Origin of the sequence: Paenibacillus helianthi (assembly GCF_001909055.1) — a bacterium.
Classification (GTDB): Bacteria; Bacillota; Bacilli; order Paenibacillales; family Paenibacillaceae; genus Paenibacillus_AQ; species Paenibacillus_AQ helianthi.
This window is the reverse complement of sequence record NZ_LVWI01000035.1, coordinates 102,625-126,005: the sequence shown is the minus strand read 5'-3', so window position 1 is coordinate 126,005 and position 23,381 is coordinate 102,625. Positions and strand designations below refer to the sequence as shown.

Below are 23,381 nucleotides of genomic sequence, written 5' to 3'. Positions count from 1 at the left end.
ACCTTTTCCAAAGCTGTATTGCTTACCTACAGGTTGCTCCATGCGATGAATTTCGCCTTCCCGATACCATTTCATCCACACCTTTAGTTGCGTCCTATTTCGTATGCCCAGCTGTTTCATAACATCGCTCACGGGTACTCCTGCCAATCTCATTTCTATAGCTTTCATCTTTATTTCTACGGGGTAGCTCACTCTGGTTGCCAACGCAAAAACACCTCCAAGATTATCTCCCTATCTTACGATAAGGTTTCATTCTCTTGAAGGTGTTTTGATTTGTCTCACGTTACGGGGTCAGTCCCGAACCTTGTTCGGCTTCTTTGACGTATGTTAAAGATAGCAATCTTCAATAATGTACTTTGGGGTCCCTAATCATGTAAAATATAATTAATACTGCTTATTTTGACATAGGAGGTTTACCCTATATGCCCGTGCGTCAAGAATCCATGCAAATTATGAACGCTGTTCGCAATAATCTGGAATCCTGCATCCTTGGTAAATCATTTGAAATAGAGCTGCTGCTCACTGCTCTCCTTGCCGGCGGACATGTCCTGATTGAGGATGTGCCGGGAACGGGCAAAACCCAACTGATACGGGCCCTGTCCAGATCCATGTCCGGTGAATACCGCCGGATTCAGTGCAACCCGGATATTCTTCCAAGTGACATTACCGGTGTCTCCGTCTATCATCCGCGCGATGAAATGTTCCATTTCCGTCCGGGTCCGGTCATGACTAATATTCTGCTTGCGGATGAGATCAACCGTGCCACCACCAAAACGCAGTCCGCACTGCTTGAAGTGATGGAGGAACGGAACGTTACTGTAGATGGAGAGACGTACCCGCTTCCGCATCCTTTCATGCTATGTGCAACGCAGAACCCGATTGATTTTGAAGGTACCTATACGCTGCCGGAAGCCCAGCTGGACCGCTTCATGCTGCGGATTAGCCTCGGTTATCCGGATGCAGATACCGAGAAGAACCTGCTGCTCAGCCATCAGGAGGGCCAGCCGGTGGACAGGCTGACTCCAGTGACGGGAATGGAAGAGATTGCTTCCATTCAGGAAGAGATCCGTTCCGTCTATATCAGTGATCCTGTGCTGAACTATCTGCTGGATGTGGTCCGGCAGACCCGGGAGCATCCTCTGGTGCTGCTTGGGGCCAGCCCACGGGCGTCCCTGTCATTCATGATGGCCTGCAAGGCATATGCCTTCCTGCAGGAGCGCGATTATGTACTGCCCGATGATGTTAAGATTCTAACGCCCTATGCCCTGGGACACCGTATCCTGCTGCGGCCGGAGTCGCGTCTGGATAACGTGAATGTGGATTCGCTGCTCCAGAAGCTGCTCCAGAGCATTCACGTGCCCGTCACGATGAGGCAGTGATATGAAAAGCTATCTGTCTGGGGCGGCCGCGCTTCTTCAGCCCCGCAAAATGGCCGGCGTTCTCGCCATTTGGGGCATCACGCTGCTTTATGTACTTTTTCAGGGCGGCAAAACTTCCTTTATGCTCTTTATTATGGTCACTGTGCTGCTTCTTTATTTAATGATCGGAGGCCTGGGCGGTGTCCGCCGCGCCAAAGGCACCCGCAGCCTGTATTCGGAGCAGGACAAGCCAGACTTATTATATGCGGGCGGGTTCCTGCGGGTGAAGCTGAGCATCACGATCCCGGGCTTTTTGCCCTTGCCGTATGTAGTGGTGAGAGAGATACTGAAGCGCCACAACGGCGAAACATGGGTGTTTGAAGAAAGTCTCATCCCCAGCCTGAAGGGCCGGGGAGAACTGCACTTCCAGACACCGGCGCTTGAGCGGGGCCATTATTCCTTTGAAGGTACGGATATTCTCTCCGAGGACATCTTCGGGCTTGTGGAGCACAAAGGGACCTTTCAGGCAGAGGGCCAGTTCCGTGTGCTGCCGCGCTCAGTATTTGTGCCGCGCTGGCTGCTGTTTGAGCGGAGAGCCCGGCTGGCCGGGCCTCAGGCATCACTGGTCCCTTCTCGCCGCGAGACTACACAGATCAACGGTGTCCGCGATTATGTCTACGGTGACCGGCTGACCCGTATTCACTGGAATGCAACGGCGAAGACCGGCGACTGGAAATCGAAAGAATTCGAGCATGAATCTATTCCCAAAACTGTGCTTGTACTGGACGGAAGTGCGGCATCCTATGGCAGTTCGAATCATTTCGAGCTAGCTGTTTCGATTACAGCCTCGCTGCTGGGTTATGGAATTCGTGAACGGATCGGTATCGGCCTGTGCTGTCTGGACAAGCATACCAAGATGTTCGCACCTGCCGAAGGTAGTGCAGAACGGCAGAAAATGATTCAATATTTGATCGATATCAATGCTGAGGGCCGCGGACCGCTGATTACTAGACTGGAAAAGGCGTCCCGTATGTTCCCCAAGGGCTCATATTTTGTGCTAATCAGTCCCCAGTCAGGCCAGCCTGTTCTGGATGTGCTGCGCTGGGCAGAGAGCCGGGGGATGACGCCCTCGCAAATTCATGCACGTAATCCGGCGTCCATGAAGCGTACTCAGGAGTGGATAGACGTACTGGGATCACGCGGGATTACTGGCTACAGCGTCAGTTCGCTGCAGGAGCTCCCCGCTGTGCTCGGAGGTGATAAGGTCATATGATACGCTGGTGGAATGGAATTAAATCCTCCTGGCATCACTCTTTCAGCCTGCTGTGGCTGATGGTGATTGCACTGCAATGGATTTCTTACACAGAAACCTTCTGGCTTGAAGTGACCACCGCGTCGGTGCTTCTGGCACTGGCTGCAGCGGTGGTTATTGAAATACTTATACCCGCCAAAGCGGTCTACCGGCTGCTGCTTGAAGCTGCGGCTGCGGTATACCTTACCTACCGGATGGTACTTCATTACGGGGCCTACGTTCCTGATCCCTGGATGCCAGGGCTCCGTGACCGGCTGCCGGATATCCTTTCGCATATGGCACCCTATATCTGGTTTGCTTTTGGGGCGCTGGCCTTGCTTCTTATATCCTCTTGGTGGGTATCCTCGAAAGCGCGGATTCTGATGTTTACCGGAATGAATATCGCGGCATTTGCTGCACTGGACTCTTTCACTTCTTCTATATTATGGCAGGAGGTGGCCTGGACAGTTTCTGCCGGGATGGGCTGGCTGGTTACCCAGCATTTAAGAAGCTTTCAGCTGCAATACCCGCGCGGTTGGACTCATTTGCTGAAATATCCTTTTAAAATCGCCATTAATGTAGCCATTATCTTTTCTCTTGTGATTATTACCGGTGTGAATATGCCTGAGGTGCGCCCAACGCTCACTGATCCGTATACGGCATGGCAGGAATGGAGCGGCAATGGCGGTACTCCAGGCTCCGGCAGCTCCGGCCCTTCAGGTAACGGAACGGGTACAGCCTCCACTGGGAGCACAACCTCTGGTTATAGTACAGATGACAACAATCTCGGCGGGGGCTTCAATTTCGATTATTCACCGGTGATGACGGTGGCCTCGGATCTGCGCACGTACATGCGGGGAGAGACACGCAGCGTATATTCCGGTAAAGGCTGGAGTGATGACGACCCTGAAGCCAGAGGAGGGGTGACAGGGGCTGAAGTCGGACAGAAGCTGGACCGGAATACAGCTACCAAGGTGCAGACCAAAGAGCTGAAGCAGACTGTAAAAGTGCTGGGAGGCAAGTCCTACCCTGTGCTCTTCGGAGGCTACTCCATCTCGAAAGTGAATTCGGTGAATGGACAGAATACAAGCAGCGGCCTGTCCTGGAGAAAAGAAGGCAGCGAACTGCTATGGGAATCGGAGGGGAACGGCAAGGCTTTCCCCCGAGAATATGTGCTGACCTCACAGGTGCCGGTTGTTCCGATACAGGAGTTGAACAGACAGACTTACCAACAGCTGTATGGCGGGGTAAAGATTGATCAACAGTACCTGCAGCTGCCGGACAACTTCCCGGAACGGGTTAAAGAGCTGGCGGCGAAGGTCACAGCCCAGGGGAAGACACCTTATGAGAAAACAGCCCTTCTGCAGCAGTACCTGCAGCAGAGCTTTCCGTATACGAACCAGCCAGATCTCTCACGCCGCAAAAGCAAGGATCTGGTGGACAGCTTCCTGTTCGAAATTATGGAAGGGTATTGCGACTATTACTCAACTGCGCTGGTCACCATGGCCCGTTCACTAGAGATTCCGGCCCGCTGGGTCAAGGGCTATGCGCCGGGGGAACAGGCGCAGCTTCCGGACAACCTTGCGATCCAGCAGGGGAGCGATCTCATCAATAACAACTACACGATAACCAATGCAGATGCCCATTCCTGGGCAGAGGTCTATTTTGGGGATTATGGATGGATTCCTGTCGAGGCGACTCCAGGCTTCACGGCACCTCTACTGACACAAAGCCAGGAAGCAGCGCCTGAAGAAACCGCGGCACCAGAAGAAGAAGACACCCAGCCTAAGTCGGAGAAGGTGAACAACGCTTCACAGGAGCAGGGCTTTCATATGGGAACATGGATGGTAGCAGCGGCAGCCGTTGTGCTTTTGTCCTGGGCAGGCTTCCTGCTCTGGCAGCGCCGCTTCAGCCTGCGCTTCTTCATCCAGCGGCTGCGCAACGGCCAGCCGCTGTCTCCCGTTCAGAAAGTTGAGGCGGAAACGGCGCGCTGGGTAAGGTATGCTCGCAGAAAGGGCATGCTTAAGGAAGAACACGAAACGCTCCGCGAATCCGTCGATCGCTGGAGACACGAACGCCCTGCGGCTTCTGGATCTCTCACAGCTCTGCTGGGGATGTTCGAACGTGCGAAGTACAGCCCAGAGGTTATTGAAGACAAAGACTGGCGCAGCGTGTATACTGAAGCTTTGCGGCTGCGCAAAAGCATAAAGTCCGGCAAGTAGCGGCAAAGGTGTCAAATGGCCGTTCCGGATTCATTTGCGAAGCGTAAAGAGTATGATATAGTTTTTCGTATGAAATCGAGGTGAACGTATTGTTTGAAAGGTTAATCCCCAAACTCCGGGTGAATACGGTATTCGACATTGCTCTTGAAGAGCTGTACGCTCTTGGATACCGAGGTATCATTACGGATCTGGATAATACGCTGGTCGGCGCCAAAGCGCCTCTGGCCACTCCGGAGCTATTGTTATGGTTCGCGAAAGTGAAGGAGCTGGGTTTCAAGCTCATCATTGTGTCGAACAATAACATGGACCGGGTGTCACGCTTTGCAACGCCGCTTAATATTGAGTTTGTGCACCAGGCACGCAAGCCCAGCAATACACCATTTCTGAAAGCAATGAAACAGATGGGGCTGAAGCCGGAGCAGACGATTGTTGTCGGCGATCAGATGCTTACTGATGTATACGGCGGCAACCGCCTGGGGCTGTATACGGTGCTCGTGCTCCCTATCTCTGTGAAGGATGAAGGGATCGGCACCAGATTCAACCGCCGGGTTGAGCGTATAGCGACTACACGGCTTCGCAAGCAAGGATTGTGGCACGAGGAGGATAAACCTTAATGAATTCAACAAATGAAACCAAGCGCCCTGAGAAATGCAGCGGCTGCGGCATCAAGCTGCAGACCACGGACAAGGACATCCCGGGTTATATACCGGAGGTGGCTTTTGAACGGGAACCCGTGATTTGCCAGCGCTGTTTCCGTATTAAGAACTACAATGAAGCGTCTTCCGTATCGGTGGATCAGGATGAATTTTTGCATCTGCTGAGCGGTGTTGGTGAGAAGAATGCGCTTGTCATTCATATTGTCGATCTTTTCGACTTTGAAGGCAGCTTGATTTCCGGCCTGCAACGTTTCGTAGGCAACAACCCTGTCATTCTGGCAGTCAACAAAAGTGATTTGCTCCCCAAGGTAACCAACTGGAACAAGCTTCGCAATTGGATGCAGCAGCGCTGCAAGGAGCATGGCTTGCGGACTGCGGAGATTGTTCTCTGCAGCGCTAAGCGCAATCAGGGTTTCGACCGTCTGCTTGAAGCCGTCACCGAGCTGCGGGGCCAGCGCGACGTGTATGTTGTCGGTGCTACTAATGTAGGCAAGTCTACGCTGATTAACCGACTGATCTCCGATTACAGCGATCTAGAGCAGGAACTGACTACCTCCCGTTACCCGGGTACAACACTCGATACGGTGAAGATCCCACTGGATGATGGACACTACATCATTGATACTCCGGGGATTGTATACCCTTGGCGGTATAGTGAACTGGTGGAACGCAAAGATCTGGGAGCCGTAATGCCCGAAAATCCGCTTAAACCGGCGGCATATCAGCTGAACGAGGGACAATCGCTGTTCTTCGGAGGTCTGGGCCGCTTTGATTTCGTGAAAGGTGAACGGCAATCCTTCACCTGCTATATCAGCGGAACGCTGAAGATTCACCGTACGAAGCTGGAACGTGCGGATTCCCTCTATCAGGAGCACCGCGGCGAGCTGCTGTCTCCGCCGGGAACCGCTGACATGGATAAGCTGCCGCAATGGCAGCGCCACGAGTTCCGCATCGGCCGGAACAGCCAGACGGATCTCTTCATTTCCGGCTTGGGCTGGATCAAGGTGAACGGTACAGGCGGGGCAGTTGTAGCCATCCATGTTCCGCGGGGAATCAAGGTTCTGACCCGTCCATCGCTGATCTGACCTATAGGAGGGCGAATAAGCTGTGACAAGCGCAAGCAGCGATTACAGGAATAAGGATATATTACTTGGGGTCATGGGTGATCCCATCGTCCAGTCCAAATCCCCGGTTATGCACGGAGCAGCACTGAAGGCGCTCGGCATTTCCGGGGCCTACGTGCCGCTGCATATTACACCCGGCCAGCTGGGTGAAGCCATTCAGGCTATCCGTACCCTAGGTTTCCGTGGGGTGAACGTGACAATTCCGCATAAGGTTGCAGTAATGGAGTATATGGACAGGCTGGATGACAGCGCGCTGATTGTCGGTGCGGTGAATACAGTTGTCAACGACGATGGTGTGCTCACCGGATATAATACGGACGGCATTGGATATGTCCGCTCACTGAAGGCGGAGGCGGCGCCGGAATTATCTGGCACCCGCGTTCTGGTCATTGGTGCCGGTGGGGCGGCAAGAGGGATTATTGCCGCGCTGCTGGAGGATCATCCGCTCGAAGTGATTATTGCCAACCGGACAGAGGATAAGGCGAAGCAGCTAGCTGCGGCCTTTCAGTCGAAAGGTGCGGTCTCCGGAATTGGAATGGATGAAATCCCGGCCCATATTCCCGGAATGGATATTGTGATCAATACCACCTCTGTCGGTATGTATCCTCACACCGATGCCACGCCGATTGACCCTGCTTTGCTTCGGGAAGGAATGATCGTCAGTGATCTGATCTATAATCCGCTGCATACCAGGCTCCTTACGGAAGGACAGAAGCGGGGCTGCAGGATTCATGGCGGCCTTGACATGTTCGTCTATCAGGGAGCCTATGCGTTCGAGTACTGGACCGGACGAAGTGCACCGGTAGATATCATGCGTCAGACGATTATAGATTGTCTCAGGCACGACTGATATGCAACTTACATCTTTTCGCCTGCTGGTACACTCTTTTCTCACGTTTTGGCTTATTAGTTCGGTATAGTTAGGGTAATAATATTTGTTAATTAAGGAGCTTGTTCATTTATGTTAACTGGAAAACAAAAACGCTATCTCCGTTCGCTTGCCCATCATCTGGATGCGGTATTTCAAGTCGGCAAGGGCGGTGTCAACGATCATCTGATCCGCCATATCGAAGAGGCTATTGAGAAGCGCGAACTGATGAAGATCAGTGTGCTGAATAACAATGCGGATGATCCGAAGGAAATTGGCGCTGCACTTGCGGAACAGTCGGGTTCCGAGCTGGTGCAGGTTATCGGCAAGACCATCATTCTGTACAAGGAATCACGCGATAACAAAACCATCGAGCTGCCCCGTTAATACGGCCTTCGCAGCTTGCGGGAGAGTGTAGTTTACCCTGATAATAAGAGGAGGTAGACCTCTTGAAAGTTGGAATTATGGGAGGGACCTTTGATCCTCTTCATATCGGCCATATGATGGCAGCGGAGACGGCGAGGGAGTCCTATGCGCTGGAAGAGGTATGGTTCATGCCGTCGCATATCCCGCCGCATAAGCATGAGGCAGGAGCATCCGGCGAGGAACGGCTGGCCATGGTTGAGGACGCAGTCAGGGATCACGACGCGTTTGGCATTCTGGACCTGGAAATCGCCAGAGGAGGCGTCTCTTACACCTTCGAAACCATCACGATTCTGCAGGAAAAATATCCGCAGCATGAGTTTTTTTTCATTGTCGGAGCTGATATGGTCCAGTATTTGCCAAAATGGCACGGGATTGAAGAGCTGGTTCGGCGTCTGACCTTTATCGGAGTCGGCCGGCCGGGCACTCCACTGGATCTTGGAGCGTTGCCCGGCTTTATTGCCGAGAAAGTACTGCTGGCGGATATGCCGCTTGTAGATATCTCCTCCACGATGCTGAGAGCCAGAGCCGCTGAAGGCAAGTCCATTCGTTATATGGTGCCTGATGCTGTATACGATTATGTTCAAAGGAGTGGATTGTATGGCATTCAGCCGCGAAGCGCTGATTGAAGCGGTCTCCGCCCAGATGCCCGACAAACGCTGGAAGCACACACTGGGCGTGATGGAGACGTCGGTGAAGCTGGCAGTGCGCTATGGCGGGGATCCGGTCCGTGCGGAAACAGCAGCGATCCTGCATGATGTGGCCAAATACTGGCCGGTGGAACGAATGAAAGAGATTATTGAGCAGAACGGGCTGTCCGCCGAGCTGCTGAGCTACGACAAGCAGCTGTGGCATGCGGAAGTTGGCGCTTTCGTTGCTGAGCATGAGTATGGAATCACCGATCCTGAGGTGCTGGATGCGATCCGTTTCCACACTTCCGGACGTGAGAACATGGGCCTGCTGGAGAAAATCGTCTGTCTGGCAGATTACATCGAGCCGGGAAGGGATTTTCCGGGAGTGGAAGACATCCGCAAGCTGTCCAAGGTAAGCCTGGAGGAAGGGCTGGTCGCAGGGTTCGACTCTACCATCAGTCTGCTGCTTCAGAAACGCCGCATTGTGTTCCCGCTGACTATGCTGGCCCGCAATGACTTAGTTAGAATAATGGAGGATAAAATATGAGTGTAGAATCAAGCAAGCTTTTGCAATTGGCCCTAAAGGCCGCCGATGATAAAAAAGCAATGAACGTGGTCGCGCTTGACTTGCGCAGTGTGTCACCTATCAGTGATTATTTCGTCATCTGCCACGGGAATTCCGATACACAGGTTCAGGCCATTGCCACTGAGGTGCGCAAGGTTGTTCATGAAGCCGGCGGGGTCATCCGCGGCATTGAAGGTATGGATGCAGCCCGCTGGGTGCTGATGGATCTGGGAGATGTGATCGTACACGTATTCCACCGCGACGAGCGGGAATATTACAACATCGAGCGTCTATGGTCTGACGCCAAGGTTGTGGAGACGGTATGAGTCTGATTGCCGGAACTACGGTTACCCTTGAAGTCTTGCGTGAGGTATCCCCTTACGGCTACTTTCTGGGCGCTGGTGACCAGGATGTGATGCTGCATTATACGGAGCTTGTTGGCAGTAAGCCGAAGAATGGCGACAAGGTTGAAGTGTTCATTTTCTTTGATACAGAGGACCGTCTGGCGGCCACAATGAAGAAGCCGTTCCTGACCTTGGGTGAAGTGGCTCTGCTCGAAGTGGCGGATATTCACCCCCGTCTGGGCTGCTTCCTGGAGATGGGACTCGGACGGCAGCTGCTGCTGCCGATCCGTGAGCTGCCGGAGCTGATTGAGCTGCGCCCGCAGGTGGGGGACAAGGTTTTTGTACTTATGGAGCATGACAAGCAGGGACGTCTTCGCGCCAAGCTCGCCGGAGAGCAGGAGCTTGCGCCGCTGTCGCTGCCTGCACCAGAGTCCTGGATGGGACAGACCGTTAAGGCAAGAGTGTACAAACCGCTTCAGATGGGTACTTTTGTACTTGTTGACGGCGGCGTGCTGGGTTTCGGAATCATCGGTATGGTGCATACCTCAGAGCGTACCCGCTTGCTCCGGCTTGGCGAGGAATTCGAGGCTAGGGTCTCCCATATCCGTGAAGACGGCCGTGTGAACCTGTCTATGAGCCAGCGTAAGGAAGTGGGCCGGGATGTCGATTCCGCGGCACTGCTGGATTTCCTGAACGAACGGCCTGGCGGAGCGATGCCTTATTCAGATGCCACGCCTCCCGACATCATCAAGCAGCGGTTTGGCATCAGCAAATCGGCATTCAAGCGTGCGCTTGGCAAGCTGATGAAGGAAGGGCTCGTGACCCAGAAGGAGAATTGGACCTATCTAGCCCGGAGCGAAGAGGCCGGAGCAGACCAGAGCCCAGCCAAGGATAACCAGGAGCCTGAACATTAATAATCCGGAAACGGAAGAACAGTTATACAGTTTCATTCACAGAAAGTCGGTGTAAACCAGTGTCTTCCTATGGGAAATTTGCTTATGTATACGATGAGCTGATGGCGGATATGCCCTATCCGGATTGGCTGGCCTTTGCGGAGACGGCCTGGAATAAATACGGCAAGCCGTTGACGGTGGCGGAGCTGGGATGCGGAACCGGAAGCATTACGATCCCGCTTGCCGCTGCAGGCTACCACATGACAGGAATTGATCTGTCTTCGGATATGCTGTCTGTAGCCCAGATGAAGATGGAGCGGCATCCTCAGGGACGCCGTTTCCTGCGTGAGGGCAGTGTCCGCTGGGTACGGCAGAATATGAAGGAGTGGGAGCTGCCGGAGCTTGTCGATTCGGTTATTTCCTTTTGCGATTGTCTGAACTATGTGCTGGAAGAGCAGGATATCCGGTCCGTATTTGAACAGACCTTTGCCGGCCTTAAGCCGGGAGGAAGCTTCCTGTTCGATGTGCATCATCCCAATACACTTATCCGCTACGAAGAGGAGCAGCCGTTTGTGCTGGACGAGCCTACGGTATCTTATATCTGGACTTGTGAAATGGATGTGCCGCGCCGTGAGATTGAGCATCACCTGTCCATTTTCGCCCGTGAAGAGGGAGGAAGCGGCCTATACCGCCGTTTTGAAGAGACTCACATCCAGCGGGCTTATGATCCCGAATGGATGACAGAGGAGCTGCGGAAGGCCGGCTTCAGTGAAGTGAAGGTCTATGCCGATTTTGAATGGGTGGAGGCCGACGACAGTGCCGGAAGGCTATTTTATGTAGCTGTAAAATAAACACTAAGTATTATGAGGTCCTTACCTGTATCAGGGAAGGGCCTTTTTGATGTCCCTGCACCAGGATTGGATATTGGTCGAAAAAAAACCGGCACTGTATACCTACAGGGCCGGCATCTTTCAATCTTGTTAGCGGTGCTCGAACAGATCAATGGCTCCCAGCACGATGTGGGCTATGCCAAAACCAAGAATACCTGTAGCGGCAATCTTATATCTGCTGCCAAGAAAAGCTGCGCTTGAAGCGGTGACTACAGTTCCGAGAACGGTGGGAATCATACCTTCACGCATTCGAAACACTCCCTCTTTAGCTGGATTGAAAGACCTAGTTAGTGTGGGTTAAAGTGAGGACATTTATACGGTGGAGAAGGTCACCATCTCTTCCATCAGTTCCAGGCAGCCTCCCCGGAAAGTTCATCAACCTAGTCTGCGAGGGGAGGTGTAAGCCGGGAAGCAGCCTCTTCAACCTCATGTACATTGTAGAGCACACGGGCCATCAGATCCTGGCTATAGTTGCCGAAATGCTTGCCATAAATCGTCAATCCGCGTTTGTTGACCGGTTTGTCGGTGACGGCAATACGGAAGGTCAGCTCGCTTTTGTAATCCAGCTTGATATCATCCAGTGTAATATCTGAGATACGGCAGCCGTCGATAAAGCTTCCTTCATTGTTGATGCGGATAAGCTTCAGCATTCCGTACTGGTTAAGGTGAGGAGGCCACCAGTCTGGATTGAAGGTGCCGCGGGCATCGCCGAAGTCGCCGGGACTCGTCCAATAGCCGATTTCGATACCATTTACATAAAAATATAAATCCGAGGGATAATTGTCGTTGAACCCAGGTGCCTCCGAACCAATCTCCATGGAGAACTGAATTTCGCGGAAGGTCTGGTTCGCTTTCAGATAATTCGGAATCCGGTATTCAAGAAATCCTTCTGCCATCCAGATAATCTCGGATTCAATCCGCTGGGGATCGGCAAAATAGCGCGGTTCGTCAAAGTCTCCAATGATACTGTCTTTCGTGGCAAGCCCGCAGGTAGGGACCGCCTGATAATTGCTGTAATGCCCAACCTGGATTTCGACCTCGTACAAATTGTCGGTCTCCTTGCTTCGCAAATCTACCATTAGTTTGTCTTTATTCAAATAGCACACCTTTTGGATACCATGCTTGCCGACAGAAGTATTGATCTCAATCAGCCCACTATCCTCAAGCTTCTTGATATGCATTGTGATGGCACCATTGCTGAGATTCAGCTTCTTGGCGATTTCATTGAGGTTAAGGGCTTGATTCGTAGCAAGCAGCTCCAGAATCTGAATCCGGATCTCGGAGCTGAGAGCCTTGAAGATATCAATCCCGCTCATTAGATCTTTAATATAAATCATGATTACTGTACCTTCTTCCGCAGACGTCATTATCAAAACTGTTTTATAAAATTATAAACTAATTAACCTGAAAAGGGAAGTATTCTCCAGTTATTTGTCTATTTGTTTAAAAATTAAGTTTGTTTCAAACTAATTTGTACCTTATATTCATGAATTACTAAAGGTAATTCCATGAAAATGGGGGTGAAAAGGGATTTTATATCACGAAAAAGCTTTGTTTTGCATTTTGTTTTGAATACATATGAATAGGTTTAGACAAATTTGTTTACAAGGTACCTCTTGTATGTTATTTTATAACTGTAAGCGAATACATTCAAATGTTTTTTAATTATTTAATGAAGATGTGAAAGAAGAAGCGGCTGTCAGCCACATCAAAAAGGCACAGCCTGCGAAGAGGGAAGAGTTAATTGTTTGCAAAAACATTTTTGTAGATGATTCACTAAAATTATTTCATTAGGAGGAGAAAGTGTGAAGAAAAAATGGGGGCTTTCAGTATTAACGCTTGTTCTAATGTTATCAACAGTATTGGCGGGGTGCGGAAAAGATAATTCAAAGACAATTACGTTCTGGACGCCGCTTACTGGTGACGACGGTGCCTATATGGATCAACTTGTAAAGGATTACAATGCCACCAATCCTGAGATTAAAGTGAAACATGTAATCACCTCCGATATGTACACCAAGCTGTCCACGGTACTTAACTCCGGCAAAGGTGTTCCGGACTTAACCATTATTCATGCGGACCGTGTTCCCGGCTATGTCAAGCAGGGTGTACTTGAGCCTATGACAGCCGTAACCGCTGCACAGCCTGAGATCAAACAGGAGAATTATCTGCCGCAAGCATGGTCGACAGGCACAATTAACGGTACTCAATATACAGTTCCTCTTGATATCCACAGTAACGTAATGTACTACAACAAGGATCTGCTTAAGAAATATGGTGCTGAATCGTTCCTTGATGATAATGTGGTAACCATTGATGAAATGCTCTCCTTAAAAGGAAAGCTGGCTGAAGGCGACTACGTCGTTAATGATGCACTGCTGGGCTGGGTTATCCTGGCACAGATCCAGAACCTGGGTGGAGATATTCAGGAGAATGGCAAACCAGCCGTTAACACTCCAGTAATGAAGCAGGCCTTCGAGGATGTGAAAAAAATCAACGATGCGGGACTGATGACCCCTTTTGGTGAAGACGGATACCTGATGTTCCAATCAGGCAACGTATTGTTCTCCACAGACGGTACTTGGAGTTCTACTGCACATGCAAAGGTAGAAGGCTTGAATTTTGGAGTAACGAATGTATATTCGCCAACACCAGATAAGTTTACCAACAGATCGTCCTCCCACTTGTTCACAATGATGAAGAATAAAGACAGATCCGAAGAAAAAGTAGCGGGCATCGGCAAATTCCTGGAATTTATCCGCGAGAATTCAATCGAGTGGGCTAAAGCAGGACAGATCGTAGCCAGTAAGCAAGTCAATGAAAGCCCTGAATTCAAGAACTATATGCAGTCCTTCTTCACTTCCAGTGAAAAAGAAATTAAATCCCTGTACATTTACACCTATGAATACTATCCGTACATTGCAGAAGCTGTAGATACGTATTGCGGGGACATTGTACGCGGTAATGTAGACATCGATGAAACCCTGCAGACCATGCAGAAATTTGTTGAAGACAAAATCACCGAAGGAACTAGCGGAGCAGCAAAATAACAGAATAGCGGAAATGATAGCATGAAGCAATGGGCCGTAATCCGGAACATTGCTTCATGTCAAAGGAGAAATGAATGCCTATGAAAAAGAAACTGAATCTCGCGCCTGCCTTCTTTGTCGGTCCACATGTTATCCTGTTTGTTGTTTTTATTTTGCTGCCGACATTCTACGGGATTTATGCTTCGTTCACCAAATGGAATTTGATGAACGAACCGGTCTGGGTAGGGTTGGATAACTATAGAACTATTCTTTTTGACAGCAAATCGACCTTCCATACGCAATTTAATAACGGCCTTAAGAACACGTTTATATTCGTCCTGCTGAGTGTTCCGCTGTTAATCATTATTCCATTGCTTGTTGCGGTGGCGCTTGAACACAAAAAAGTCAAAGGGAAAAGCCTGATCCAATCGATTATTTACGTTCCAGGCTTAATCTCCATATCTGCAGGGGCGCTGATTTGGCTGCTGCTCTTCAACAAGCAACTGGGGATGGCCGGCAATGTCTTTGGTTCGAATGTTTCCTGGCCGGCGCACCAGCCTTATGCCTGGATCCTCGTTATTATCATCACGATCTGGGGTGGGGTCGGCGGCAACATGATTATTTACCGTGCCTCTATCAGCGGTGTATCGCAGGATTTGTATGAATCGGCAGAGATGGACGGAGCCGGAACGATACGACGATTTACGAGTATTACGCTACCTTCGATCCGTTTCCCGCTGATTTACACCTTTGTTATGACAACTGCCGGGGCTTTCAACGTATTCGGGCAGCCTTTGATGATGACTGACGGAGGACCACGCCAAAGTACACATGTACTCATGATGTATATCCGCCAACTGGCATTCGGTAATGGGGAGTCCATTGCGGGTATGGCTTCGGCTATGGCTGTATTGCTTGGATTGGTTATCCTGGCCATCTCGGCTCTGCAATATTATGTAATGAACCGGAATGCGGCTTAATTTACGATATGGCAAGGAACCCAAAGTGGAATTTAAAAAGGCAGGTGTACCCGTATGTCCAATCAGATGACGCAGCAATACGATAAACGTCCCCGCGTCAAAGAACAGGCAGTGAAAGGAAAAGCCTCGGGGATCAGCATCTCGAAATATGTATCTTACTTGTTTTTGATCGTGCTTTGTATTATTTGGATCATTCCGGTTATTTTTGGCATCACGACTTCCTTCCGGTCACAGTCAGAGGTAGTCTCTTCCGGATTTAGATTATTCCCTAAAAAATGGATTCTTGAAAACTATACCGCAATTCTGGATAATACCTCAACCGCTCCTATACTGCGTTGGCTGATGAACTCGTTATTCATTGCAACGATGCATACTCTTTTTGTGGTTGTAGTTATTTCCATTACCGGTTATGGCTACTCACGGATGAAATTTAAAGGCAGAGATACACTCTTTTTCACTTTGCTAGGCATCTCGTTTTTCCCTGGCGTGGTGAATCTGATCCCTTCCTACAAAATTATTGACGCGTTAGGCTGGGTCAACACCTCGTGGGCGATGATTATCCCGGGACTGGCAGGCATGGGTAATATCTTTCTGGTCAGACAGTTTATGAACGGAATTCCGAAGGACCTTGATGAATCCGCTCACGTGGACGGTGCAGGACATTTCCGGATTTATTTCTCGATTATTATGCCTCTCGTCAAACCTGTATTGATCGTATGCGCCTTGTTCTCCTTCACCGGATCATGGAATGACTTTTTGTGGCCTGTAATCGTGTTTACGGATGTGGATAAAATGCCGGTTACTGCGGGGCTGTTATTGCTTCAGGACATTTATGGAAATTACCGTATGATCGGGCAGTTGATGGGTTCAGCGGTCTTGGCGATTATTCCAACCTTGCTGTTGTTTATGTTCGCACAGAAATACTTTGTCCAATCGATCAATCTGAATTCAGGTATTAAGGGTTAAGTAAATAGAGAACGGGTAAGGAGAGAGAAACAATGACTGTGAAGATGAGAATTCTATCAGATCTGCCCAAAAGTACAATCAATAAAAATATCTACGGGCACTTTGCCGAACATCTCGGCAGATGTATCTATGAAGGGATTTGGGTGGGTGAAGATTCTCCCATTCCCAATACGGATGGTATCCGCAATGATGTCATAGCTGCGCTGCGCAAGCTGGATATTCCCGTGCTTCGCTGGCCGGGCGGCTGCTTCGCCGATGAGTATCACTGGAAGGACGGCATCGGCCTTCCCGAAACGCGCAAGCGGATGATCAACACCCACTGGGGCGGCGTAGTCGAGAACAACCATTTTGGCACGCATGAATTCTTCCGGCTCTGTGAGCTGCTGGAATGTGAACCGTATATTTGCGGTAATGTCGGCAGCGGCACTGTTCAGGAGATGTCCGAATGGGTGGAGTATATGACCTTTGACGGCGAATCTCCCATGGCAGGATTGCGGGCCGAGAATGGGCGGGAACAACCGTGGGCACTGAAATATTTTGGCGTCGGGAATGAGAACTGGGGCTGCGGAGGCAACATGCGTCCGGAATATTATGCCGACCTGTATCGCCAATACCAGACGTATGCGCGTAATTATGGTGACAACAAGCTCTACAAAATCGCCGGAGGCGCTAACGTGGACGACTATAACTGGACGGAAGTGCTGATGCGCGAAGCCGGACGGTTTATGGATGGTCTGAGCCTGCATTCTTACACGATTCCGGGAAGCTGGGAAGAGAAGCGTTATGCACTCGGCTTCGATCAAGGCGAATGGTTCGAAACGATGAAGAAATCCCTCCATATGGACGAGCTGATTACCCGGCATTCAGCGATCATGGACAAATATGATCCGGAGCAGCGGGTAGGATTGATTATAGATGAATGGGGAACCTGGTTCCTCAGTGAACCGGGAACGAATCCGGGGTTCTTGTATCAGCAGAATACACTGCGTGACGGGCTCGTGGCCGGGATTCACCTGAATATTTTCCAGAATCACAGTAAACGGGTGCAAATGGCGAACATTGCACAAATGGTCAACGTATTGCAGGCGCTGATCTTAACCGAAGGCGATAAAATGCTGCTTACGCCTACTTATCACGTCTTTGAGATGTACAAGGTGCATCAGGATAACGAGCTGCTTGAGGTGGCTTTTGAGAGTCCGGTGTACAGCATGGGCGGAGAGTCTCTGCCTCAGGTAAGCGTGTCTGCTTCCCGGGATGCTGCCGGCAAGATTTACATTTCGCTCTGCAACATCAGCCATGCGGACAGTGCCAGCCTAAGCATTGAGATGATCGGCACTTCGGCAGGAAGCGTATCGGGCCAGATTCTGACCCATTCTGACCTGAATGCCCACAATACCTTCGAAGCACCGGAAACTGTAGGTACGGCTCCTTTCACGGAGGCTGCACTGAAGGACGGAGTGCTGGACTGCCAGCTGCCTCCGGCATCGGTTGTTGTCCTTACCCTGGAGTAAAAGAACGATATAAAGGAGAAACATTATGAGTAGGAATAGAGAATACAGCAATCCGCTTGTGGAGCAGCGTGCGGATCCTTGGGTCTATAAGCATACGGATGGTTATTATTACTTCACGGCTTCGGTGCCGGAATACGACCGGATTGAAGTACGGCGGGCCAAAACCATTGAAGGCCTCCGGGATGCCGTACCTGCTGTGGCCTGGCGCAAACATGAGACCGGGCCGCTCAGTGCCAACATCTGGGCTCCCGAGATCCATTATATTCAAGGCAAGTGGTACATTTACTTCGCGGCTGCCCGGACTACGGAGACCAAGGAAGGGCTGTTCGATCACCGTATGTACGCACTGGAGAACGAATCCGCGAATCCGCTGGAGGGACACTGGGTGGAGAAGGGCCAGGTGAAGACAGCCTGGGAGTCGTTCGCTCTGGACGCAACAACCTTCCAGCACAAGGGAGTGCTCTACTATGTATGGGCACAGAAGGACCCGGATATTCCGGGGAATTCCAACCTGTACATTTCAGAGATGGAGAATTCGTGGACACTGAAAGGCCCGCAGACCATGATATCCAAACCGGAGCATCAATGGGAAATTATCGGATTCAGTGTCAACGAAGGTGCGGCCGTACTGAAACGGGGCGGCAAAATCTTCATGAGCTTCTCGGCCAGCGCCACGGACCATAATTACTGCATGGGGCTGCTGACAGCTGACGAAGACAGCGATCTGCTGGATGCCGCTTCCTGGAACAAACACCCTGAGCCTGTATTCCAGACCAGTGAAGTGAACGGACAATATGGTCCGGGTCACAATAGCTTCACGGTTAACGAAAATGGGGAAGATGTGCTGATCTACCATGCGCGTAATTACAAGGAGATCACCGGAGACCCGCTCTATGATCCGAACCGCCATACCCGCGCCCAGGTGCTGGAGTGGAATGAAGACGGCACGCCGAATTTCGGAGTGCCGGTGAAGGATGGCGGGAAGTAAGGAAGCAGATGTAGGTATCATAACATTGGTATATGAATAGCTATTAGGCAAAGTGAAAAAAGTGTCCTGCCAGCCCTAATTAGGGTTGCGGGGCACTTTTTGCTGTTAAAAGAAAATATACGAATAGACTAAAAAATAAAATGAAGTCCTAGATTAGGGGGATAAAATTGTATACAGAGAAAAAAATATTAGACCGGAAAGGGCATTAATCTAACAGGCAGTTTATTTGAAGGTGCATTCCGGTGAACCGTATCATAAGTAGGGGCAAGTTTTTGGGTACACGCTATGCAAGCTGCTTAGTTAATGGAGAAATGGACCCAATCCTTCCCTAGGACCGCGTTCATTTTATTGAAGAAAGATTGAGCTCGTGTGTTATTGATTGATGTTATCCAAGTCATATTGGCGAATCCCTGATCTACGCAATAATTTTTACATGTCAGGTAGAGCTGAGATTCCAGTTCTGTATCTCTAAAGGCTTCTTTGACGAAGAGGTCGTTCATGACAGCAATTTTATCTGCTTTCATAGTGCTAAATGTAAAATAGAGTGTAGCAAAACCAATGAGTCTGCCATTCTCTTCTGCAACGAATTGGATACCTTGTTGTGTGTCATAAAGAGTTTGAATCAAATGATGGACCTTATCGATAGGCGGACCAGGATTTTGATAAAAGCCGACGATATAATCATACATCAATTCGGTCAACCCGTTTAAATCTTCAAGTGCTGCGGGTCTTATTAAAGCTGACATAGCGAAACCTCCGTAATTTGTATTTTTTATAATTATACATATAAATGAATATAAATAATACAATTTTATTTTGTTTACACTGCAAGTGATGTACAGAAAAACTTGTCATTACAGACAGCGCGGTGAACCGTATCACAAATAGCGGCAAGTTTTTATAAATCCGTGGACAGGGGAAAGTACCAGCCAATAGTAGCATAGCGAGAAGTGAGGCCAGAAATTTACTGGGTATTTGTCAGAATGTATAGATGATTGTAAATAAAGGTGAAGCACCATATCTCCAAGTTTGCTTAAATGAGAGTTCGGCGATTTAAATGGGTGTACAAGGAATTCCCCGCCAAGTGGCACGCAAAAGCTGATCGGCTCCTCGCCTTTTCCAATATCGCCGTTAGCCGCTTCTTTTGTTCGATGACCCTAAGTTCTTGCTCGGAAAGGATTAAGTAGTTACAAAAAGGGAAATTAGCAGCTATGAACAACTGTTAATCTCCCTTCTGTAGCCCTGCTATTCGCTTGCTTCTTTTGCCGACATATCGTCCCAGATGTTCTGGAATTCCTGAAGCATTTTTTCTTTCCCGATCTTCTTGCCGATATAAGACTGGATTTGCGTGGCCATTTGCGAGGTGTTCGCTTCGTAGCCGGGGTACAGCTGCCATAACCAGGGGAGCGTCTTGCCTTCCTTGATATAGGACAGAATCTCTCCAGACAAGGGACCAAGCTGAGCTTCGGTCGCCGGAATGCTTCGGAACGCCGGAATGAGCTTGGCATCATCCACGATGAACGCCTGGCCGGTGCCGGAAGAAACGAGCCACCGTAGAAAGGCTTTGGCTTCTTCCTCTGTTCTTGAGTTCTTCAGCACCACCCAATAATTCGCAACGCCAACAGGAAGCTTGTTCATGGCCTTGGCATCATCGTTGATCGGCATCGGCAGGAATCCGATATTGAGGTTCGGGTGGAGCTTGTCGAGCTGCAGCTGCGTCCAGGTTCCCTGCTGCATCATGGCGGCGCGTCCGTTCGCAAAGTTGGCAACCTGTGTGTAATAATCCGTCTGCAGCGGATTGGGCTGGCCGTACTCGACGGTTAAATCTATCAGGCTTGTCCATTCCTTAAATATCGTATTGTCCGTCAGAGCGGCGCGGCCATTCTTCAATCGTTCAATAAATGCGACCGGATCTGGCTGCTGGGCGAATGCGGTGTTTAGCAGATGATTCCCCAGAACCCACCACTCCGCATAGCCATTCTCAAAAGGACGGATGTTGGCCGCCCTAAGCTTGTCGGCCGCTTCCCGCAGCTGCGTCAGCGTGGCTGGTGTGGAATTGATGCCGGCTTGTCGGAACAGGTCCTTGTTATAAATGAAGCCCCAGCCCTCCAGGGCGAGCGGCATACCGTAAATCTTTCCGTCTTTTGTAATAGCCGGCTTGGCCAATTCAAGCATATCGCCCACCCATGGCTGGTCGGACAGATCTTCCAAATACTCCTGCCACAACTCGAGATCGGTATAGCCTGCCACAAAAAAAATGTCTGGCTTGTCACCGGAGTTGAACTTTGTCTTGAGTCCCGCACTATAATCACAGCCGCCGCCGCATGTATCAACTTCAATGTTCACGCCGGTCTCCTCCTGATACCGTTTGACCAGGGTGTCCAGTTGTTCGGCCATTTCGACCTTGAAATTGAAGATCTTTAGAGTAGGGCCCGGCTCTGCGGCGGCACTTGCCGGGCCGGAGCCATTCACAATTTGGTTATTGCTCCCCCGGCACGCGGTGCCAATAACGGCCAGGACCAGCAAAAGGGCAGTCAAGGTCATGGATTTAAGCTTCATGGCATATCCCTTCGTTAATCAAGATGGCTGCACATCCAGTATAAACGCCATCCCCCAAAAGAGGAAACAAGCCGTTGTTCCTGCAGTCAGGCTTATTAGCGCGGCCAGCGTTCCTCCTTGCCCATCAGCGGTGTGAAAGGCTGATGCGGCTCGGTTTGATACCAATAGGCGACCGATGCCACATCATCCTGGCGTTCGAAAAGCCCCTTCTTGTACACGCCGATCTGCTGAATTGTTACTTTCAGATCCTCCTGGAACCGGATGGGATCCAGAATGTGCCAGCGGTAAAATCCCCGCATGGGCGGCGCATCGTCATTGTGGTACAGATTATGGACGGCTTCGTCATGGCTGGAATAGTAGGGGTAGCCCATGTATGGCGTGCAGTACGTGTTCTCAATCGTCTTCCCGTCCTTTTGAGTCGCAAAGCTCCAGGCACCGCCGAAATAATCTTCAGTGCCGGTGCCGCAGATGGTCGGATACTCCTCGTCGCCGTCGATATACATCTTGATCTCGCCCTCTCCCCACCAGTAGCGTTCCAGCGTGGTAAGTGCCATGTAGGTTCCGACGTACTGGCCGCGGCCTTTGACGTTGTCGAGAAGGATATAATCCTCCGCTTTATCGGTGATCCGCTGCCGCTTCCATTGCGCATGAAAGTAAGCCGTATCTTCAGGCAACTCGTCATGCAGGCAATAATCGATCTGATAGAAGAAGGCAGGAATTGACGCTTCATGCTGGTTCTCGATTTCAATTCTCGCTGTGCTCCGGAACGGCATCGGAAAATAACAGTTGAATCCTCTTGTGGGATTTACAACTATCGGCTGGGAATTGACGGTGCAGCCTCTCCCGAAGCCATTGCAGAAGAAGTCGCCCAGTGGACTCTCAACAGAAGGCTCCGTTTCATCGTCCCAATACATGCGCAGCACCAGATCGCGCAGAACAAAAGTATCCGCCTCGGTATGATCAGTCACCGTAATCCAGATGTGCTCGATAATGCCAGGGCCGCTGATCTCAGCCAACGTTATCGTCGCTCCGGGCGCCACGTCCCGGATACAGGGCGAGCCTTTGCGGGAGGGGCCGAGAGGGCCGGAGGCCATTCCTCCCTTTCCTTTTTCACCGTGCGGATTCTCTGCGTTGATGGCCCGGCTTCTGCCGGTCTTGATCAGAGGGAGCGATGAGAGTCCTCCCTGAAACGGGTTCATATTCATTTGTTCTTCTCCTCTCGGTAATCAGCCTTTGACGCCGCCGGCCATAATGCCTTCCATGATCTGTCTCTGGAAGATGGCGACGAATATAATGATGGGCAAGATGATGATCCAGCCCATAGCACTAACCAGATCCCAGGGCACCGCGTACATATTGTCTCTAAGAGGCAACTGTGTAATGGCCGTCGAGAGCACAGAGATGCCATTGGAATAGAACAGCGGTGTAAAAAAGTTGTTCAGGCAGGTGATAAAGTTGACGATACATACTGTTGCCAGCGCCGGTCTCAGGAGCGGAATCGTGACATAGAACATCGACTGAAAAAAGCCGCAGCCGTCAATAGAGGCGGATTCCTCTATGGAGACCGGAATATCATTCAGATAGTTCTGCAGAATCAGGATGGTGAACGGAAGAATACCGCTGATATACAGGATAATCAGGCCGGTATACGTATCGTATAAATGAACGCTGCGCAGAAAGTCATACAGCGGCCGCGCGGTCACCACATCGGGAATAAGCATGGAGGCCAGCAGGAAACCGACGGCAATGGATAATCCTCTGGTGCGGAAACGGGCAAAACTGAAGGCAGCCATGACGGAGATGATCATACCAATCAGGATGGATAGCCCCACAATAATTGCGGTATTCCCTATTTTGGGTAACAGGCCCACATTCTTGATCAGATAACGGTAGCTGTCCAAGGTCGGATGGACCGGCCAGTACTTGACCGGTTTGGAGAATAGCTCTCCGGCCGGTGTAATGGATGAAATAAAGATCCACCACAGCGGAAAAAGAATAAGAAAGGCGACAATGGCAGCCAATCCCCATATGGTCAGGGTCAGCGGCACAGATCTGGAGTTTTTGGGGATCATAGGATATCGC

Annotated in this window: 24 protein-coding genes; 17 read left to right on the top strand and 7 right to left on the bottom strand. The window is 50.5% G+C overall.

Going from position 1 to position 23,381, the window contains the following annotated elements:
- Positions 1-204: IS3 family transposase (locus A3844_RS11240; RefSeq protein WP_074107437.1), on the bottom strand; the 204-nt coding region annotated here is incomplete at its 3' end.
- Positions 205-422: 218 nt separating this feature from the next.
- Here A3844_RS11240 and A3844_RS11235 point away from each other — a divergent pair.
- The 12 genes from A3844_RS11235 to A3844_RS11180 all read left to right on the top strand — a co-directional run bounded on the left by A3844_RS11235 (position 423) and on the right by A3844_RS11180 (position 11,227).
- Positions 423-1,379 carry an AAA family ATPase gene (locus A3844_RS11235; RefSeq protein ID WP_074085972.1) on the top strand — a complete coding sequence of 319 codons (957 nt, stop codon included), beginning with the start codon at positions 423-425 and terminating at the stop codon, positions 1,377-1,379.
- 1 nt (position 1,380) lies between these two features.
- Complete coding sequence (locus tag A3844_RS11230; RefSeq protein WP_074107436.1) at positions 1,381-2,631, top strand: DUF58 domain-containing protein; 1,251 nt, start codon at positions 1,381-1,383, stop codon at positions 2,629-2,631.
- Positions 2,628-4,871 (top strand): DUF4129 domain-containing transglutaminase family protein, encoded by a 2,244-nt coding sequence (locus A3844_RS11225; RefSeq protein ID WP_074107435.1) that lies wholly within the window; start codon positions 2,628-2,630, stop codon positions 4,869-4,871. The genes A3844_RS11230 and A3844_RS11225 overlap by 4 nt, the downstream gene beginning before the upstream one ends.
- A gap of 89 nt (positions 4,872-4,960) precedes the next feature.
- Positions 4,961-5,485 (top strand): YqeG family HAD IIIA-type phosphatase, encoded by a 525-nt coding sequence (locus A3844_RS11220; protein ID WP_074085969.1) that lies wholly within the window; start codon positions 4,961-4,963, stop codon positions 5,483-5,485.
- On the top strand, positions 5,485-6,612 hold the full coding sequence (gene yqeH, locus A3844_RS11215) for a ribosome biogenesis GTPase YqeH (RefSeq protein ID WP_074085968.1): 1,128 nt from the start codon (positions 5,485-5,487) through the stop codon (positions 6,610-6,612). Before A3844_RS11220 ends, yqeH begins: the two co-directional genes overlap by 1 nt.
- 22 nt (positions 6,613-6,634) lie before the next feature.
- Entirely contained in the window at positions 6,635-7,501 is an 867-nt protein-coding gene (gene aroE / locus A3844_RS11210) for a shikimate dehydrogenase (RefSeq protein ID WP_074107434.1), read from the top strand.
- A 111-nt stretch (positions 7,502-7,612) separates the two neighbouring features.
- Complete coding sequence (yhbY, locus tag A3844_RS11205) at positions 7,613-7,906, top strand: ribosome assembly RNA-binding protein YhbY (protein WP_019912522.1); 294 nt, start codon at positions 7,613-7,615, stop codon at positions 7,904-7,906.
- A gap of 62 nt (positions 7,907-7,968) precedes the next feature.
- A complete protein-coding gene (locus A3844_RS11200; protein WP_074107433.1) occupies positions 7,969-8,571 on the top strand; it encodes a nicotinate-nucleotide adenylyltransferase in 603 nt (200 codons plus the stop codon).
- Positions 8,543-9,121, top strand: a complete 579-nt coding sequence (gene yqeK / locus A3844_RS11195; protein ID WP_074107432.1) for a bis(5'-nucleosyl)-tetraphosphatase (symmetrical) YqeK — start codon at positions 8,543-8,545, stop codon at positions 9,119-9,121. The genes A3844_RS11200 and yqeK overlap by 29 nt, the downstream gene beginning before the upstream one ends.
- A complete protein-coding gene (gene rsfS, locus A3844_RS11190; protein ID WP_025705473.1) occupies positions 9,118-9,465 on the top strand; it encodes a ribosome silencing factor in 348 nt (115 codons plus the stop codon). Before yqeK ends, rsfS begins: the two co-directional genes overlap by 4 nt.
- On the top strand, positions 9,462-10,397 hold the full coding sequence (locus A3844_RS11185; RefSeq protein WP_074107431.1) for a CvfB family protein: 936 nt from the start codon (positions 9,462-9,464) through the stop codon (positions 10,395-10,397). Before rsfS ends, A3844_RS11185 begins: the two co-directional genes overlap by 4 nt.
- Positions 10,398-10,456: 59 nt before the next feature.
- Positions 10,457-11,227, top strand: coding sequence for a class I SAM-dependent DNA methyltransferase (locus A3844_RS11180; protein WP_074107430.1), 771 nt, complete (start codon positions 10,457-10,459; stop codon positions 11,225-11,227).
- 129 nt (positions 11,228-11,356) lie between these two features.
- On the opposite strand, the gene A3844_RS11175 is transcribed toward A3844_RS11180, so the two are convergent.
- Positions 11,357-11,515, bottom strand: coding sequence for an asparagine synthase (locus A3844_RS11175; protein ID WP_074085962.1), 159 nt, complete (start codon positions 11,513-11,515; stop codon positions 11,357-11,359).
- Positions 11,516-11,646: 131 nt separating this feature from the next.
- On the bottom strand, positions 11,647-12,603 hold the full coding sequence (locus A3844_RS11170) for an ArsR/SmtB family transcription factor (RefSeq protein WP_074085961.1): 957 nt from the start codon (positions 12,601-12,603) through the stop codon (positions 11,647-11,649).
- Positions 12,604-13,071: 468 nt separating this feature from the next.
- Here A3844_RS11170 and A3844_RS11165 point away from each other — a divergent pair, with 468 nt between their 5' ends.
- The 5 genes from A3844_RS11165 (at position 13,072) to A3844_RS11145 (ending at position 18,740) form a co-directional block, all read left to right on the top strand.
- Positions 13,072-14,316 carry an extracellular solute-binding protein gene (locus A3844_RS11165; RefSeq protein ID WP_244169750.1) on the top strand — a complete coding sequence of 415 codons (1,245 nt, stop codon included), beginning with the start codon at positions 13,072-13,074 and terminating at the stop codon, positions 14,314-14,316.
- Between the two features lie 80 nt (positions 14,317-14,396).
- Positions 14,397-15,275, top strand: coding sequence for a carbohydrate ABC transporter permease (locus A3844_RS11160; protein ID WP_074085960.1), 879 nt, complete (start codon positions 14,397-14,399; stop codon positions 15,273-15,275).
- 54 nt (positions 15,276-15,329) lie between these two features.
- Positions 15,330-16,241, top strand: a complete 912-nt coding sequence (locus A3844_RS11155; protein ID WP_074085959.1) for a carbohydrate ABC transporter permease — start codon at positions 15,330-15,332, stop codon at positions 16,239-16,241.
- A gap of 32 nt (positions 16,242-16,273) precedes the next feature.
- Positions 16,274-17,752 carry an alpha-N-arabinofuranosidase gene (locus tag A3844_RS11150; RefSeq protein WP_074107429.1) on the top strand — a complete coding sequence of 493 codons (1,479 nt, stop codon included), beginning with the start codon at positions 16,274-16,276 and terminating at the stop codon, positions 17,750-17,752.
- A gap of 25 nt (positions 17,753-17,777) precedes the next feature.
- The gene (locus tag A3844_RS11145) at positions 17,778-18,740 is read left to right on the top strand and encodes a glycoside hydrolase family 43 protein (RefSeq protein ID WP_074107428.1); all 963 of its coding nucleotides are present in this window, start codon (positions 17,778-17,780) and stop codon (positions 18,738-18,740) included.
- A 296-nt stretch (positions 18,741-19,036) separates the two neighbouring features.
- Here the strand turns inward: A3844_RS11145 and A3844_RS11140 are convergent, their stop codons facing one another.
- The 4 genes from A3844_RS11140 to A3844_RS11125 form a co-directional block, all read right to left on the bottom strand.
- Entirely contained in the window at positions 19,037-19,486 is a 450-nt protein-coding gene (locus tag A3844_RS11140; RefSeq protein ID WP_074107427.1) for a GNAT family N-acetyltransferase, read from the bottom strand.
- 499 nt (positions 19,487-19,985) lie between these two features.
- Entirely contained in the window at positions 19,986-21,299 is a 1,314-nt protein-coding gene (locus tag A3844_RS11135; protein ID WP_074107426.1) for an ABC transporter substrate-binding protein, read from the bottom strand.
- 95 nt (positions 21,300-21,394) lie between these two features.
- A complete protein-coding gene (locus A3844_RS11130) occupies positions 21,395-22,504 on the bottom strand; it encodes a glycoside hydrolase family 172 protein (protein WP_341864890.1) in 1,110 nt (369 codons plus the stop codon).
- Positions 22,505-22,525: 21 nt separating this feature from the next.
- Positions 22,526-23,371, bottom strand: coding sequence for a carbohydrate ABC transporter permease (locus A3844_RS11125; protein WP_074107425.1), 846 nt, complete (start codon positions 23,369-23,371; stop codon positions 22,526-22,528).
- Positions 23,372-23,381 lie beyond the last annotated feature (10 nt).